Consider the following 13,796-nt stretch of genomic DNA (forward strand, 5'->3'; position numbering starts at 1 on the left):
CACTCTTGATCAGTGCGTGTCGGGACGTGCAAGCAATGTATCAAAAAAATGGCCGCTCAGCGAGCGGCCATTCCCTAGCGAGGCGAGTGTGGCTTATTGGCCGCGCTTCAGGCGTGCGTTGGCGGCGATGCGCATGCGCAGCGCGTTCAGCTTGATGAAGCCGCCGGCGTCGGCCTGGTTGTAGGCGCCGCCATCCTCGTCGAAGGTGGCGATATTCATATCAAACAGCGAGTCGGTCTTGGAATCGCGCGACACCACGATCACATTGCCCTTGTACAGCTTGAGGCGCACCCACCCGTTCACGGTGGACTGGGTGTGGTCGATCAGGGTTTGCAGCGCGACGCGCTCCGGCGCCCACCAGTAGCCGTTGTAGATCAGCGAGGCGTAGCGCGGCATCAGGTCATCCTTCAGGTGGGCCACTTCGCGGTCCAGGGTGATCGATTCGATGGCGCGGTGGCCCTTCAGCATGATGGTGCCGCCCGGGGTCTCGTAGCAGCCGCGCGACTTCATGCCGACGTAGCGGTTCTCCACCAGGTCGAGGCGGCCGATGCCATGCTTGCCGCCCAGGCGATTGAGCTCGGTCAGCACGGCGGCCGGCGACATGCGCACGCCGTTGATGGCGACGATGTCGCCCTTTTCGTATTCGAGGTCGAGGTATTCCGCCTGGTCGGGCGCCTTTTCAGGGCTGACGGTCCAGCGCCACATCGATTCCTCGGCTTCGGCGCTCGGGTTTTCCAGGTGGCGGCCTTCGAACGAGATGTGCAGCAGGTTGGCGTCCATCGAGTACGGCGCGCCGCCGTTCTTGTGCTTCATGTCGATGGCGATGCCGGCGTCCTCCGCGTACTTCAGCAGTTTCTCGCGCGACAGCAGGTCCCACTCGCGCCACGGGGCGATCACCTTCACGCCCGGCTTCAGCGCGTAGGCGCCCAGTTCGAAGCGCACCTGGTCGTTACCCTTGCCGGTGGCGCCGTGCGAGATGGCGTCGGCGCCGGTCTCGTTGGCGATCTCGATCAGGCGCTTGGCGATCAGCGGACGCGCGATCGAGGTGCCCAGCAGGTATTCGCCCTCGTACACGGTGTTGGCGCGGAACATCGGGAACACGAAGTCGCGCACGAATTCCTCGCGCACGTCGTCGATGTAGATGTTCTCAGGCTTGATGCCGAACTTCAGCGCCTTGGCGCGCGCCGGCTCCAGCTCCTCGCCCTGGCCCAGGTCGGCGGTGAAGGTGACGATTTCGCACTGGTAGTTATCCTGCAGCCATTTCAGGATGACGGAGGTATCGAGGCCGCCCGAGTAGGCGAGGACTACTTTTTTAATGTCGCTCATGATGGTTCTCAGTTAGTTAAATTTCCGTCGTCGTTCCCGCGCAGGCGGGAACCCATACTCAGCATGGATTCCCGCCTGCGCGGGAATGACGGTTGCGTTACGTATTCTCTATCCGGCCCAGCAGCAGATACTCGATCAGCGCTTTCTGCACGTGCAGCCGGTTCTCGGCCTCGTCCCAGACGACCGATTGCGGGCCGTCGATGACGTCGGCCGAGACTTCCTCGCCGCGGTGGGCCGGCAGGCAGTGCATGAACAGCGCGTCCGGCGCGGCGCGCGCCATCTTGGCGCTGTCCACGATCCAGCCGTCGAAGGCCTTCAGGCGCGCCGCGTTCTCTTCCTCGTAGCCCATGCTGGTCCAGACGTCGGTGTTGACCAGGTGCGCGCCCTCGCAGGCGTCGGACGGGTTGGCGAAGAAGGTGAAGCGGTCGGTCGAGACCAGCGACATGTCCATCTCGTAGCCGTGCGGGGTCGAGACGTTGACGTGGAAGCCGAACACCTCGGCCGCCTGCAGCCAGGAGTACAACATGTTGTTGGCGTCGCCGACCCAGGCCACGGTCTTGCCGGTGATCGAGCCGCGGTGCTCGATGTAGGTGAAGATGTCGGCAAACACCTGGCACGGGTGGTGTTCGTTGGTCAGGCCGTTAATCACCGGCACGCGCGAGTTGGCGGCGAAACGCTCGATGATGTCCTGGCCGAAGGTGCGCACCATGATGATGTCGCACATGCGCGACATGACCTGGCCGGCGTCCTCCACCGGCTCGCCGCGGCCCAGCTGGGAGTCGCGGGTGTTCAGGTAGATGGCGGCGCCGCCCAGCTGGTGCATGCCGGCCTCGAACGAGAGGCGGGTGCGGGTCGAGTTCTTGTCGAACACCATGACCAGGGTACGGTCGATCATCGGATGGTAGATCTCGTAGTTCTTGAACTTGCGCTTGATGATGTGCGCGCGCTCGATCACGTACTCGTATTCTTCCAGCGTGAGGTCGGAAAACTGCAGGTAATGCTTGATCGGTTTTTGGATAGGCATAATGACAACTGACAGATGGCTGTAGCTCAGCCGAACAATTATAAAGGTAATTCGGCGGGCGGGGCTAATTACCACAGATTATGCTCATCGGGGCCGACCTCGCCCGCGATATGTAGTATATTACATGTCACCATGCCGATTCCCGCCCACACCCCCGTCATCGCCCGCCCTCTGGCGCGCACCGAGGTCTACCGCACCCTGAAACAATGGATCGTCGACCTCACCCTGCAACCGGAGGAAACCATCCGCGACCTCGATCTGGCCGAGCGCCTTGGCGTGTCGCGCACGCCGGTGCGCGAAGCCCTGCGCCAGCTGGAGGACGAGGGCCTGGTGGTGACCAGCTTCCACAAGTGGACCAAGGTGGCGCCGGCCGATCTGGCCGAGGCCATGCAGCTGTATCCGGTGGTGGCGGCGCTGGAGGGCATGGCCGTCCGGCTGGCCCTGGCGCACCTCACCGCCGGGGACCTGGCCGCGCTCGACCACGGCAACCGGGCGCTGGAGCAGGCCATCCTGCGGGGCGACAGCGCCGCCGCCACCCGGCTGGACATGCGCTTCCATGGCCTGCTGGTCGAGCGCAGCGGCAATGCCGAGATCGCCCGCCTGCTGGCCACGCTGCGGCCGCGCATCCAGCGCATTGAGCTGGCGTATTTTGGCGACCAGCCGATGGCGCTGGAATCGGTGCGCGATCACGAAGCCGTGCTGGCGGCGCTGCGCGACGGCGACGCCGACGCCGCCTGCGCCGCCGTTCAACGCAACTGGGCGTGGCAGCACACGCCGCCCCCGTCCATCACTGTCAAGGAGTAGCACCGTGAGCACCGCACTGATCGTCATCGATTTCCAGAACGCTGTTTTTGTCGAGCCGGCGGCCCATCAGGCCGGGCCGGTGCTGGAGCGCATACGCGGGCTGATCGCGGCGGCGCGCGCCGCCGGCGCGCCCGTGGTCTACGTGCAGCACGCGGAGCCGGGGTGCGAGTGGGAGGAGGGCACGGACAGCTGGCGCTTCCCGCCGGCGATCGCGCCGCAGCCGGGCGACTTCGTCAGCGCCAAGAGCCAGTGCGACGCCTTCTTCGGCACCGGGCTGCGGGCCTGGCTCAATGAGCGGGCGATCGCCCATGTGGTGATTTGCGGCTACGCCACCGAGTTTTGCATCGACACCAATGTGCGTCATGCGGCCAGCAGCGGCCTGGCGGTCACCGTGGCGGCCGACGCGCACACCACGCGCGACCGTCCGCACCTGGACGCGGTGCGCATCATCGAGCACCACCAGGCCATCTGGCGCGGCTTCGGCGGCATCCGCCTGACCGACAGCGGCGACGTCCGCTTCGCGGAGGCGTGAGGCCATGGCCAAGCTCGTCACCGAACTGCTGCAACCGGCGCGCCAGATCCCGCCCGGCTTCGAATCGCTGAGCCAGGGCGTGTTCCACGCGTCCACCATCCTGTTTCCCGATGTGGCCTCGTTCCTGCGCCGCCAGGAACAGGCCGGGGTCGGCTACAGCTATGGCCAGAACGGCACGCCGACCCAGTACGCGCTGTCCGAGAAGCTGGCGCAGCTGGAGGGCGGCGGCCACACCGTTCTGGTGCCCAGCGGGCTGGCGGCGATCACGCTGGTCAGCAGCCACGTGTTGTCGGCCGGCGACCATGTGTTGCTGCCGGCTGCGGTCTACGGGCCGACGCTGAGCGTCACGCGCGAACTGTTCGGCAAATGGGGTGTGCGGTGCAGCGTGTACCAGCATGGCGGGGCCGATATTGGCCAGCTGTTCGAGCCGCGCACGCGGCTGGTGTGGGTGGAAAGTCCGGCCTCGAACTTGCTGGAGATGCAGGATGTGCCGGCGATTGTGGCGGCAGCGCGCGCGCATGGCGCGCTGGTGGCCATGGACAACACCTGGGCCACGCCGCTGGGCTTCCAGCCGTTGGCGCACGGCGTCGATTTCTCGATACAGGCGCTGACCAAATACGTGGGCGGCCATTCGGACCTGCTGATGGGCGCCGTGACCGTGGCCGATCCAGAGCGCCATCAGGCGTTGCGGCAGACCGGCGAACTGCTCGGTTATTACGTGCCGCCCGACGAGTGCTTCCTGGCGCTGCGCGGCTTGCAGACCCTGGGCCTGCGGCTGGAGCGCCACTGCGCCTCGGCGCTGGCGGTGGCGCAGGCGCTGGAGCGGCACGCGGCGGTGGCCAGCGTCCACTATCCGCCGCTGCCGTCCGATCCGGGCCACGCGCTGTGGCGGCGCGATTTCAAGCTGGGCAGCGGACTGCTGTCGTTCACGCTGCGCCAGCCCGGACTGGAGGCGGTGGAAGCCTTCGTTGCGGCCCTGCGCTATTTCAGGTTGGGCAACAGCTGGGGCGCGGTCCACAGCCTGGTGGCAGTGGCGCCGCTGCCGGCGCCGCGCGAAGGCTGGTTGATCCGCCTGCACGTCGGCCTGGAGGATGCCGCGGACTTGCTGGAGGATGTGCGGCAGGCGCTGGCCGCCGTGCCGGCCTGATTAGTGGTAGATCTGGCTGGCGGCCGGCTGCTGGTGTTCGGGCGCCGTCAGCGGCAGGTCCAGCGTGAAGGTGGTGCCGTCGCGCGAACTGTGCACCGAGATCAGCCCGCCCATGAGCGAGGTGACGATGTTGTAGCTGATCGACAGTCCGAGGCCGCTGCCGCCCTGTCCCAGTTTGGTGGTGAAGAATGGATCGAAGATGCGCGACATGTGCTCGGGCGCGATGCCGCCGCCGTTGTCGCGGAAGGTCACCAGCACCCGCCCGTCCACCGGTGCCTGGGCGCGCAGCCACATGCCGCCGCTGCCTTCGCGCGTGAAGGCGTGCAGCAGCGCGTTGTTGATGAAGTTGGCGATCACCTGGCCGTAGGGGCCGGGGTAGCTGTCCAGCGCGATGGTGTCCGGCATGTCGACCTCGATGCGGTGGTTGGCGGCGCGGATGCGGTTCATCATGGTGGCGATCACCTCCATCGACACCTGCGACAGGTTGAACTCGCGCCGCTGTTCGGTGGTGCGGTCGACCGCTACCTGCTTGAAGCTGTTGACCAGGTTGGCGGCGCTGGTCAGGCCGCGCATCACCAGTTCGTGCGCGCGGCGCGCGTCCTCCAGGTAGGTGGCCAGCGACGAGCGTTTCAGGCCGGCGCCGTTCATCTGCGCCTCCAGTTCCTCGGTCTTTTGCATCAGGGTGCTGGCGATCAGCAGGCTGTTGCCGATCGGCGTGTTCAGCTCGTGCGCCACGCCGGCCATCAGGGACCCCAGCGCCGCCAGCTTTTCCTGCGACACCAGCTGGGTTTGCGCGTCCTTCAACTGGCGGTACGCCTCGGCGTTGTCGAGCGCGATGGCGCCGTAGGCGCACAGGGTGCGGAAGATCAGGCGCTCGCGCGCGCCGTAGGCGTTGGGGTGGGTGCTTTGCACCGTCATCACGCCCAGGGCGCGCTCGCCCACCAGCAGCGGCGCGTACAGCGCGCTGGTCATCAACTGGGTGCCGGGGGCGAGGAAGATGTCGTCCGGGCCGGCGTCGGCCACGTAGATCTCGCTGCGCTCGCGCAGGCTGCGGGCGGCGTTGGCGCGTGGGTTGTCGATGTCGATGGTGTTGTTGGCCAGCGGCCGGCCGTTCTCCATGCCGAACGCGCGGCTGATGGTGTCGTGGCCAGGATCGCACAGGTAGACCGCCATCGAATCTGCCGGCAGCAGCGCCTGCACGTGGCGGTCCAGCGCCTTGAACACGGCGTCGGCGTCGAGGTGGGTGGTGATCTCCTGGCCGATGGCGGACAGGCGCTCCAGCGTGGAGGTGGTCTGCTGCAGCAGTTGCACGCGGCGCGCCTCGGCGGCGGCCAGTTCGCGGTGGTGCAGGCCCTCGGCGCGCGCGTTCGCGGTCTGGTGCTGCACCTGCATGGCGATGGCGCGGTTGGTGGCGTCCTGGCTGTGGGTCTTCTCGCGCGCGGCCGCCGCCAGTTGCGCCGAATCGTAGGCCTGCCGGTAGTCGCCGATCTGCGCGTATTCGCGCGCCAGCGCCTGGTGCAGGTCGGCCGGCAGCGTGTAACCGTTGATGTGGCCCGCCACCGCCAGCGCCTGGTGCAGGAAGTGCAGGGTGGCGTTGGGTTCGGTCATGCCGGGCGGGGGCGGCAGCCGGTGGCGCTGGTGGATCAGCGACATCACGCGCAGCGCGGCCACGTGGTTGTAGCGGTTGGCCTGCTCCTGCGCCAGTTGCGCGGCCTGTTCGGCCATCGCCATCGCCTCCTGCGGCCGGTCGAGGAAGCACAGCGCGTGGGCCTGGCCGCGCCGGGCGATGCTCTGGAAGTCGGCGTGGCGCAGCGCCTCGCCGCGCGCCTGCAGCTTGCGGAAGGCGTCCAGCGCGGCGGTGTAGTCGGCCTGGTCCAGCGACAGGTCGCCCAGGTAGTGCAGGGCGGTGGCGTAGGCGCGCGCGCCGGCCATCGGCGCCAGGATATGCAAGGCCTCCCGCAGCAGTTCCTCGGTGGCGTCCAGCCGTCCGAGGCGGCGCATGGTGTCGGCGGTGTGCATCAGGCAGGCGCCGATGCTGCGCGGCCAGCCGGTCGGGCGCGCCAGATCGAGCGCGCTTTCCATCCATTCCAGCGCCGCGTGGTGGTCGTTGAGGATGGTGAAATCGAGGCCGATGTTGATGGCGGCGGTGATCGCCATGCGCAACTGGCCGGTTTCCAGCGCCGCCTCGTAGCAGCGCAGATAGTGGCCGGCGGCGGCGCCAAAATCGCTGGCCTGGCTGGCGGCCAGGCCGTAGTAGTCGTAGATCCAGCTGGCCACGGCCGGCAGCTGTTCCTCCTGCGGCGTGAAGCGCTGGCTCCAGCGCCGCTGCGCGCTGGGCAGGTCGTGCAGCACGCTCCAGCGGGCATTGACGGCGTCGGCGATGGCGCCGCGCTGGGCGTCGCCGGCGTCACGCGCGGCGTTGGCCATCTGTTCCAGCTCGGCCTCGGCGCGCGGATGGTCGCCGCTGTCGATGGCGATCCAGGCGCGCAACCAGTGGGCGTCGGCGCGGCCGAGCGGATTGTCGAGAGTGGTGAAGCGGATGACGGCGTCGGCGGCCTGTTCGTCGGCGGCGTCGAGCTTGCCGGACAGCCAGGTGGCCTCGGCGCGCACCAGCAGGAAGCGGCCGGCCAGCGCTTGCGCGTCCGCCTCCGGCAGGCCGGCGGACGGCAGCAGGGTCAGGCCCTCGGCCGCCAGTTCCAGCGCGCGCGGGGTGTCGCGCTGGCGCAGGTGCCAGGCCAGCGGCAGCAGCGTCGGCAGGCGCGCGGGACCGCGCAGGGAGGCCAGGGCGGCCTCCCAGTCGGCTAACGCGTCGTCGAGCGCAAACATGTCCATAACGGTCCCAGGCTAATTGCTCCAAGGCATTATAGACATAAAACCTTGTGCTTAATACAGTGTCTGTGAAGATTCATGCAAGAGCTGGCCGTACAGCGTGTGCCGCATCCTGGCGATCTTGCCTTCCTCCACGGCCGCCAGGATCGCGCATTGCGGCTCGATCAGGTGGCGGCAGTTGTAGAACTTGCAATGCCCGAGATAGGGCGCGAACTCGACGAAGGCGCGCTCCAGCATGCCCTCGCTCAGATGGTAGAGGCCGAATTCCTGGAAACCCGGCGAGTCGATGATGGCCGAGCCCGGCCCCAGCTCGGGCAGGGTGTACAGGCGGGTGAAGGTGGTGGTGTGCTTGCCGGTGTCCAGCGCCGCCGAGATTTCGCGGGTGGCGATGTCGGCCTCCGGGATCAACAGGTTGATCAGCGAGGACTTGCCCATGCCGGACTGGCCGATCAGGATCGACGATTGCCCGGCCAGCAGCGGTTTCAGCAGGGCCAGGGTGTCCTCCGGCCGGGCCTTGGCCGACACCTCGTGCACCGGGTAGCCGAGCGCGGCGTAAGGCGCCACGCGCGCGCGGGTGCGTTCCAGCGCGTCCACCACGTCCGTCTTGTTGAGGATCAGGTGGGCCTTGATGCCGGCCGCCTCGGCCGCCACCAGCGCGCGCGAGACCAGGTCGTCGGTGAAGCCCGGTTCGGTGGCCACCACGATGAACAGCTGCGTCAGGTTGGCGGCCAGCAGCTTGGACTTGTACTGGTCCGAGCGGTACAGCAGGGTCTGGCGTTCCTCGATCTGGTCGATCACGCCCTGGTCGGGCGAGGTCATGGTGATGTGGACGATGTCGCCCACGGCCACGTTGGTCTTCTTGCCGCGCGTGACGCATTGCAGCTTGAGGCCGTCCGACTCCGCCAGGTAGTGGCGGCCGTGGGCGGCGATGATGGTGGCGGTGCGCTTCTCACTCATTGGGCCGCCGCCAGCTTCAGTTGACGGATGCGCACGCTGGCCGGCGGGTGCGAGTCGTAGAACGCCGAGTGCAGCGGATCGGGCGTCAGCGTGGAGGCATTGTCCTCGTACATTTTGACCAGCGCCGACACCAGGTCGCGCGCATCGGTGTGCTGGGCGGCGAAGGCGTCCGCCTCAAATTCGTGCTTGCGCGAGCCGATCGAGGTCAGCGGGTTGAACAGGAAGGTGAACACCGGCAGCACCAGCATGAACAGCAACAGCGCCATGGCGTCGTTGCCCTGGCCCGGCAGCAGCACCGGATTAACGCCCAGGCCGTCGTAGAACCACGGCTGGGTTTTCAGGTAGCCGAGCAGGGCCAGGAAACCGAGCGAGATGGCGAACATCATGGCGATGCGTTTGATGATGTGTTTGAGCTTGAAGTGTCCCAGCTCGTGCGCCAGCACCGCCTCGATTTCCTGCGGCTGCAGGCGCGCCAGCAGGGTATCGAAGAAGACGATGCGCTTGGCGCCGCCGAAGCCGGAGAAGTAGGCGTTGCCGTGCGCGCTGCGCTTGGAACCATCCATCACGAACAGGCCCTTGGAGGCGAAGCCGACGCGCCGCATCAGGCCCTCGATGCGGGCCTTCAGCGACTGGTCCTCCAGCGGCGTGAACTTGTTGAACAGCGGCGCGATCACGGTCGGGTACAGCACCATGATCAGCAGCTGGAAGCCGCTCCACACGATCCAGGTGTACAGCCACCACAGGTCGCCGGCCTTGGCCATCAGGGTCAGCACCACCCACAGCAGCGGCAGGCCGATGGCCGCGCCCAGCAGCGCGCCCTTGACCATGTCGGTGAAGAACAGGCCCTTGCTCATCTTGTTAAAACCAAAACGTTGTTCGAGATTGAACTGCTTGTAGTAATCGAAGGGCAGGTCGATGGCGCCGGAAATCACGGTGAAGGCCGCCAGCAGCGCCAGCTGGTAGGTCATGCCGGGGCCGGTGAGCTGGAAAACCTGCAGCGACAGCCATTGCAGGCCGCCCAGCAGGGTGAAGCCGACCAGCACCAGGGTGTTGACCATCAGCGTCAGCAGGCCGAACTTGGTGCGCGCGATGGTGTAGTCGGCGGCCTTCTGGTGGGCTGCCAGCGGTATCTTTTCAGCGAATTCCGCCGGCACCGCGCCGCGGTGCGCCAGCACATGGCGGATATGGCGCGAGGCCAGCCAGAAGCGCACCAGCAGCGTCAAAATGATGAAAGATACGAACAAAATCGAAAACGCGAGTGAATACATTCTGTGCCTGTGAGAAAATGGCAGATTCGGATTAATTTAGCCAAGAGAAGAGAATTATGTCACAAGCTACTGATTTGCCAGAAGGTGGCGCCGCCGCGCCGCGCCAGAACGAGTTCAACCTGGTGTGGGTGGACATGGAAATGACCGGCCTGGAGCCGGACACCGACCGTATTATCGAAGTGGCCATGGTGATCACCGACATGCACCTGAACGTGCTGGCCGAGGGCCCGGTGCTGGCCGTCCACCAGTCGGACGAAACCCTGGACAAGATGGACGCGTGGAACAAGGGCACCCACGGCCGCTCGGGCCTGACCGAGCGCGTGAAGGCGTCCACCATTTCGGAAGCCGAGGCGGAAGAGGAACTGATCAAGTTCATGAAGCTGTGGGTGCCGAAGGGCAAGGCGCCGATGTGCGGCAACACCATCGGCCAGGACCGCCGCTTCATGGTGCGCTACATGCCGAAGCTGGAAGCCTACTTCCATTACCGGAACATCGACGTCTCGACGCTGAAGGAACTGGGCAAGCGCTGGAAACCGGAAATGGTCAGCGGCTTCAAGAAAGCGCAGAAGCACACCGCGCTGGCCGACATCCTCGAGTCGATCGAGGAATTGAAGTACTACCGCGAGCACTTCATCAAGCTGTGATGAAAGCTCTGCCGCTGGCGCTGGGCGCCGCGATCTCCTTGAGCGCCACGGCGCAGCAGTTTTCGTTCAAGGACTGGGTGGTCGCCTGCGACAACATGCGCCATTGCGAGGCGGTGGGGTATCAGGCCGAGGACGCCGAGCAGCCGGTGACCTTGTGGCTGGGGCGTGACGCCGGCGGCAACGCGGCGCTCACCGCGCGCATCGACGCGCAGTTCGATCAGGACGATACCGGTCCCTATACCATCCGCGCCGGCAAGACGGTCGTCAGCGGCATCGCCCAGGGCGAGCTCACCGCCGCCCAGGTCGCGCAGCTGCTGCCGGCGCTGAAGGAAGCGGATGTCGCGCTGGTCTCCGATCCGCGCCATCGATGGGAACTGTCGCTGGCCGGCCTGAAGGCCGCGCTGCTGAAGATGGACGATCTGCAGGGGCGCGTTGGCACCGTGACCGCCTTGTCGCGCCCCGGCGCCAAGCCGGCCAGCGCGGTGCCCGCCGCCTTGCCGGCGCCAGTGTTGCGCGCCGCCGCTGTGCCGGCGCCACGCGCCAGCGACGCCCAGCTGCTGCCGGCCATCCTGAAAACCCTGCGCGACGCCGATTGCGAGGCCGATGCGCCGCCGGCGGAATATGGCCGCAGCAGCGAGATTAGCCGTTTGTCCGCTACCGAAGTGTTGGTGTTCCAGGAGTGCATGCGGGGCGCCTACCAATCGGCGTACGGCATCTGGCGCGTCAGCGACAAGCCGCCATACAAGGCGGTGCGCATCATGCTGCCGAACGCCGAAGGCAAACTGGACGACATGCTCACCGAGCCGTACTTCGACAAGGGCGTGCTGGGTTCCTTCGCCAAGGGGCGCGGACTGGCCGATTGCGGCAGTTCCGACCAATGGCTATGGACTGCGGAAGGCTTCAAGCTGAAAGAATCGTCGATCGGCCCGATGTGCCGCGGCATGCCGGGCGGCGGCTTCATGCTGCGCCTATGGACCACGCACACGCAATAGAAGCCGCAGTCTTCCCCCCGTCATTCCGGCGAAGGCCGGAATCCATACACAGCCTGCGTCACCACAGCGTCGGAAAGAGCGGCGCACCATCCACCTGCGCACGAACACCGACAGCACTAAGACCCGAGGCCGGCTTAGGTGCTATGGCGCACGCTGGCCGCGCCGCCGATCGGATAGAGTAAGACATCCCTGATCCTCCGGTGTGTGCCATGCCCCGACCTTATCTCCTGCTCGCCGCTGGCGTTCCGCTGTTGCTGGTGGCGCTGACCGCCTGCGCGCCGCTGACTGCGCTGAATATCCTGTCGCCCGGCGGCGGCGCCGAGCGCACGCCGGATCTCGCCTACGGCGACGGACCGCGCCGCAAGCTGGACGTATACCGCCCACGCGACGGGCACGGCAATGCGCCGGTAGTGGTGTTCTTTTATGGCGGCAACTGGGTGGCCGGCGAGCGCGCCGACTACGCCTTTGTCGGCCGCGCGCTGGCATCGCGCGGCATGGTGGCGGTGATCGCCGACTACCGTCTGCACCCGGAAGTAAGCTACCCCGATTTCCTGCGCGACGCGGCGCAAGCGGTGGCCTGGGCCGCGCGCGAGGCGCCGCGCTATGGCGGCGACCCCAAGCGCCTGTTCGTGATGGGCCACAGCGCCGGCGCCTACAACGCCGCCATGATCGCGCTGGATGGCCGCTGGCTGGCCGAGCAGGGACTGTCGCCGGCCGCGTTGCGCGGCTGGATCGGCCTGGCCGGTCCGTACGATTTCCTGCCGATAGAGAATCCGACCACCAAGCCGGTGTTCCATTTCCCGGACACGCCGCCGTCGTCGCAGCCGGTCAACCATGTCGCGGCGGGTGCGCCGCCGGCCCTGCTGATCGCCCCGCGCGAGGACAAGCTGGTCGACCCGCAGCGCAATACCGGCCACCTGGCGGGCGCGCTACGCGCGCGGGGCGTGCCGGTGCGCGAGCAGTATTACGATCAGGTGCGGCACACCACGCTGGTGGCCACGCTGGCCACGCCGCTGCGCTGGCTGGCGCCGACGCTCGATCAGGTGGCCGGCTTTGTGGCCGACGCCAGCGTCAGCGGCACGCCGCGCGCCCAGCGGTTGGACGAGAGCGAGAAAGTCAGCGCCCGCACCTGGTGATACCAGCCGGCCGGAACGTACAGCATGTCGCCGGGCTGCACGATCACCTCGATCATGCTGGCCTGGCGCGCCAGCGGGAATTGCTCGTAGTCGGGCGCTTCCGGATCGAAGGGCGAACCGAACAGCATGGCGCTGGCTTCCTTCACGTACAGGAATGCATCGTGATGCGGCGGCGCCAGGAAGATACGCTTGGTGCCCCAGATCTGCGCGAAGATATTGTCGTCGTAATCGCAATGCAGCGGCGTGACCGTGCCGGCGGGGCCGATCCAGAAACGCGCCGGCCCCATCTTGTCGAACCAGGTCGGCCAGTGGCACATGCTGTTCAACTCCTTCAGTTCCAGGTTGCCGAGGTAGGGCGGCAGGCCTTCGGTGCGCTCGGCCAGGTCCAGATATTCGGCCATGGTCATGTCCCGCATGGCACGGTCCGGCGCGAAGGCGGTGCTGATGTAGTCGCCCACCCGGGCGCGTACATGTAGCTGCGCGTAGCGGTCGCGCAGAATGTCCGGCGTGTGCCGGGTCAGCGGCCAGCGGCCAACGATGCCGTCGACCAGAAACGGCAAGCCCTGCATGGCGCGGGTGCGGAAGCTGGCGGCGTCGTGCAGCTTCACGCGCGGCACTTCGGTCATGGCCGGGAGCGAGCGGGACGCCTGCTTGATCGCCTCTCGCATATCGTGGATGGAGCTGACGCCGCGTATCTGCGCGTCGCGCTGTTCCAGTGCCTGCTTTTTGGCGGCCAGCTCCTCCGGCGAGAGAATGATGCGTGGCGGCAGCCGCTTGGATACTTCGTTCGACATAAACAATTCCTTGAAGGGCGCCTATTTTACGCGATCGTCGAAATCGGCTAATCTTGAGCGATCACCGCCTATCCCATGGCGCACCAAAGGTGCTGATCGCGGCCGAAAGGAGAGCGGCGGAAGAAATCCGCGCCTACATCGCCAGCGGCGCGACCGAAGGCTTGCTGGCGAAAGAAAAGGGCGCGTCCAACCTGGATGATGGCCTGCACCGGGCAATCAGCGCAGACCAAGGCCAACCTCAGCACCTAATTCCCGCCTGCGCGCACTGCTGTCCGGAATAATTTTGTTGACATGGTTTCAAAAGAGTGAAGGTTGCAGTTGTGCGAATTCCTCCATCTGGCGT

13 protein-coding genes are annotated in these 13,796 nt (G+C 66.6%); 7 read left to right on the plus strand and 6 right to left on the minus strand.

Translation table 11 applies throughout. From position 1 onward, the window contains the following. Positions 1–93 precede the first annotated feature (93 nt). Together FHW83_RS29825 and argF are read right to left on the minus strand one after the other, a co-directional pair. Complete coding sequence (locus FHW83_RS29825) at positions 94–1,326, minus strand: argininosuccinate synthase (protein ID WP_176649994.1); 1,233 nt, start codon at positions 1,324–1,326, stop codon at positions 94–96. Between the two features lie 97 nt (positions 1,327–1,423). Beyond that, positions 1,424–2,350: an ornithine carbamoyltransferase gene (argF, locus tag FHW83_RS29830; RefSeq protein ID WP_176649995.1), complete on the minus strand. Its 927-nt coding sequence runs from the start codon at positions 2,348–2,350 to the stop codon at positions 1,424–1,426. Positions 2,351–2,482: 132 nt separating this feature from the next. On the opposite strand from argF, the gene FHW83_RS29835 reads away from it, so the two are divergent. Genes FHW83_RS29835 through FHW83_RS29845 form a run of 3 tightly spaced genes read left to right on the plus strand, consistent with a single transcriptional unit; the run spans position 2,483 to position 4,833 of the window. Next, positions 2,483–3,154 carry a GntR family transcriptional regulator gene (locus FHW83_RS29835; protein WP_176649996.1) on the plus strand — a complete coding sequence of 224 codons (672 nt, stop codon included), beginning with the start codon at positions 2,483–2,485 and terminating at the stop codon, positions 3,152–3,154. Positions 3,155–3,158: 4 nt separating this feature from the next. Then, positions 3,159–3,686 carry an isochorismatase family protein gene (locus tag FHW83_RS29840; RefSeq protein WP_176649997.1) on the plus strand — a complete coding sequence of 176 codons (528 nt, stop codon included), beginning with the start codon at positions 3,159–3,161 and terminating at the stop codon, positions 3,684–3,686. Positions 3,687–3,690: 4 nt separating this feature from the next. Beyond that, positions 3,691–4,833, plus strand: coding sequence for a PLP-dependent aspartate aminotransferase family protein (locus FHW83_RS29845; protein WP_176649998.1), 1,143 nt, complete (start codon positions 3,691–3,693; stop codon positions 4,831–4,833). Here FHW83_RS29845 and FHW83_RS29850 read toward each other — a convergent pair whose 3' ends face one another. The 3 genes from FHW83_RS29850 to FHW83_RS29860 are packed head-to-tail and all read right to left on the minus strand — an operon-like array spanning position 4,834 to position 9,887. Continuing rightward, positions 4,834–7,665: an ATP-binding protein gene (locus FHW83_RS29850; RefSeq protein WP_176649999.1), complete on the minus strand. Its 2,832-nt coding sequence runs from the start codon at positions 7,663–7,665 to the stop codon at positions 4,834–4,836. A gap of 51 nt (positions 7,666–7,716) precedes the next feature. Continuing rightward, positions 7,717–8,619, minus strand: a complete 903-nt coding sequence (gene rsgA, locus FHW83_RS29855) for a ribosome small subunit-dependent GTPase A (RefSeq protein WP_176650000.1) — start codon at positions 8,617–8,619, stop codon at positions 7,717–7,719. Then, positions 8,616–9,887 carry a M48 family metallopeptidase gene (locus tag FHW83_RS29860; RefSeq protein ID WP_176650001.1) on the minus strand — a complete coding sequence of 424 codons (1,272 nt, stop codon included), beginning with the start codon at positions 9,885–9,887 and terminating at the stop codon, positions 8,616–8,618. Before FHW83_RS29860 ends, rsgA begins: the two co-directional genes overlap by 4 nt. A gap of 56 nt (positions 9,888–9,943) precedes the next feature. Between FHW83_RS29860 and orn the strand changes: the two genes are divergently transcribed. From orn to FHW83_RS29875, 3 genes are all read left to right on the plus strand, one after another. Then, complete coding sequence (orn, locus tag FHW83_RS29865; RefSeq protein WP_176650002.1) at positions 9,944–10,531, plus strand: oligoribonuclease; 588 nt, start codon at positions 9,944–9,946, stop codon at positions 10,529–10,531. Next, positions 10,531–11,523 (plus strand): DUF1176 domain-containing protein, encoded by a 993-nt coding sequence (locus tag FHW83_RS29870; RefSeq protein WP_176650003.1) that lies wholly within the window; start codon positions 10,531–10,533, stop codon positions 11,521–11,523. Before orn ends, FHW83_RS29870 begins: the two co-directional genes overlap by 1 nt. 209 nt (positions 11,524–11,732) lie before the next feature. Further along, positions 11,733–12,659, plus strand: coding sequence for an alpha/beta hydrolase (locus FHW83_RS29875; RefSeq protein ID WP_176650004.1), 927 nt, complete (start codon positions 11,733–11,735; stop codon positions 12,657–12,659). Here the strand turns inward: FHW83_RS29875 and FHW83_RS29880 are convergent. Next, positions 12,563–13,453 carry a cupin-like domain-containing protein gene (locus FHW83_RS29880; protein ID WP_176650005.1) on the minus strand — a complete coding sequence of 297 codons (891 nt, stop codon included), beginning with the start codon at positions 13,451–13,453 and terminating at the stop codon, positions 12,563–12,565. The genes FHW83_RS29875 and FHW83_RS29880 overlap by 97 nt on opposite strands. Before the next feature lie 53 nt (positions 13,454–13,506). Between FHW83_RS29880 and FHW83_RS29885 the strand changes: the two genes are divergently transcribed. Then, positions 13,507–13,734, plus strand: coding sequence for a hypothetical protein (locus tag FHW83_RS29885; protein WP_176650006.1), 228 nt, complete (start codon positions 13,507–13,509; stop codon positions 13,732–13,734). The last annotated feature ends 62 nt before the right edge of the window (positions 13,735–13,796 follow it).

Origin of the sequence: Duganella sp. SG902 (genome assembly GCF_013376005.1) — a bacterium.
Lineage (GTDB): Bacteria > Pseudomonadota > Gammaproteobacteria > Burkholderiales > Burkholderiaceae_D > Rugamonas.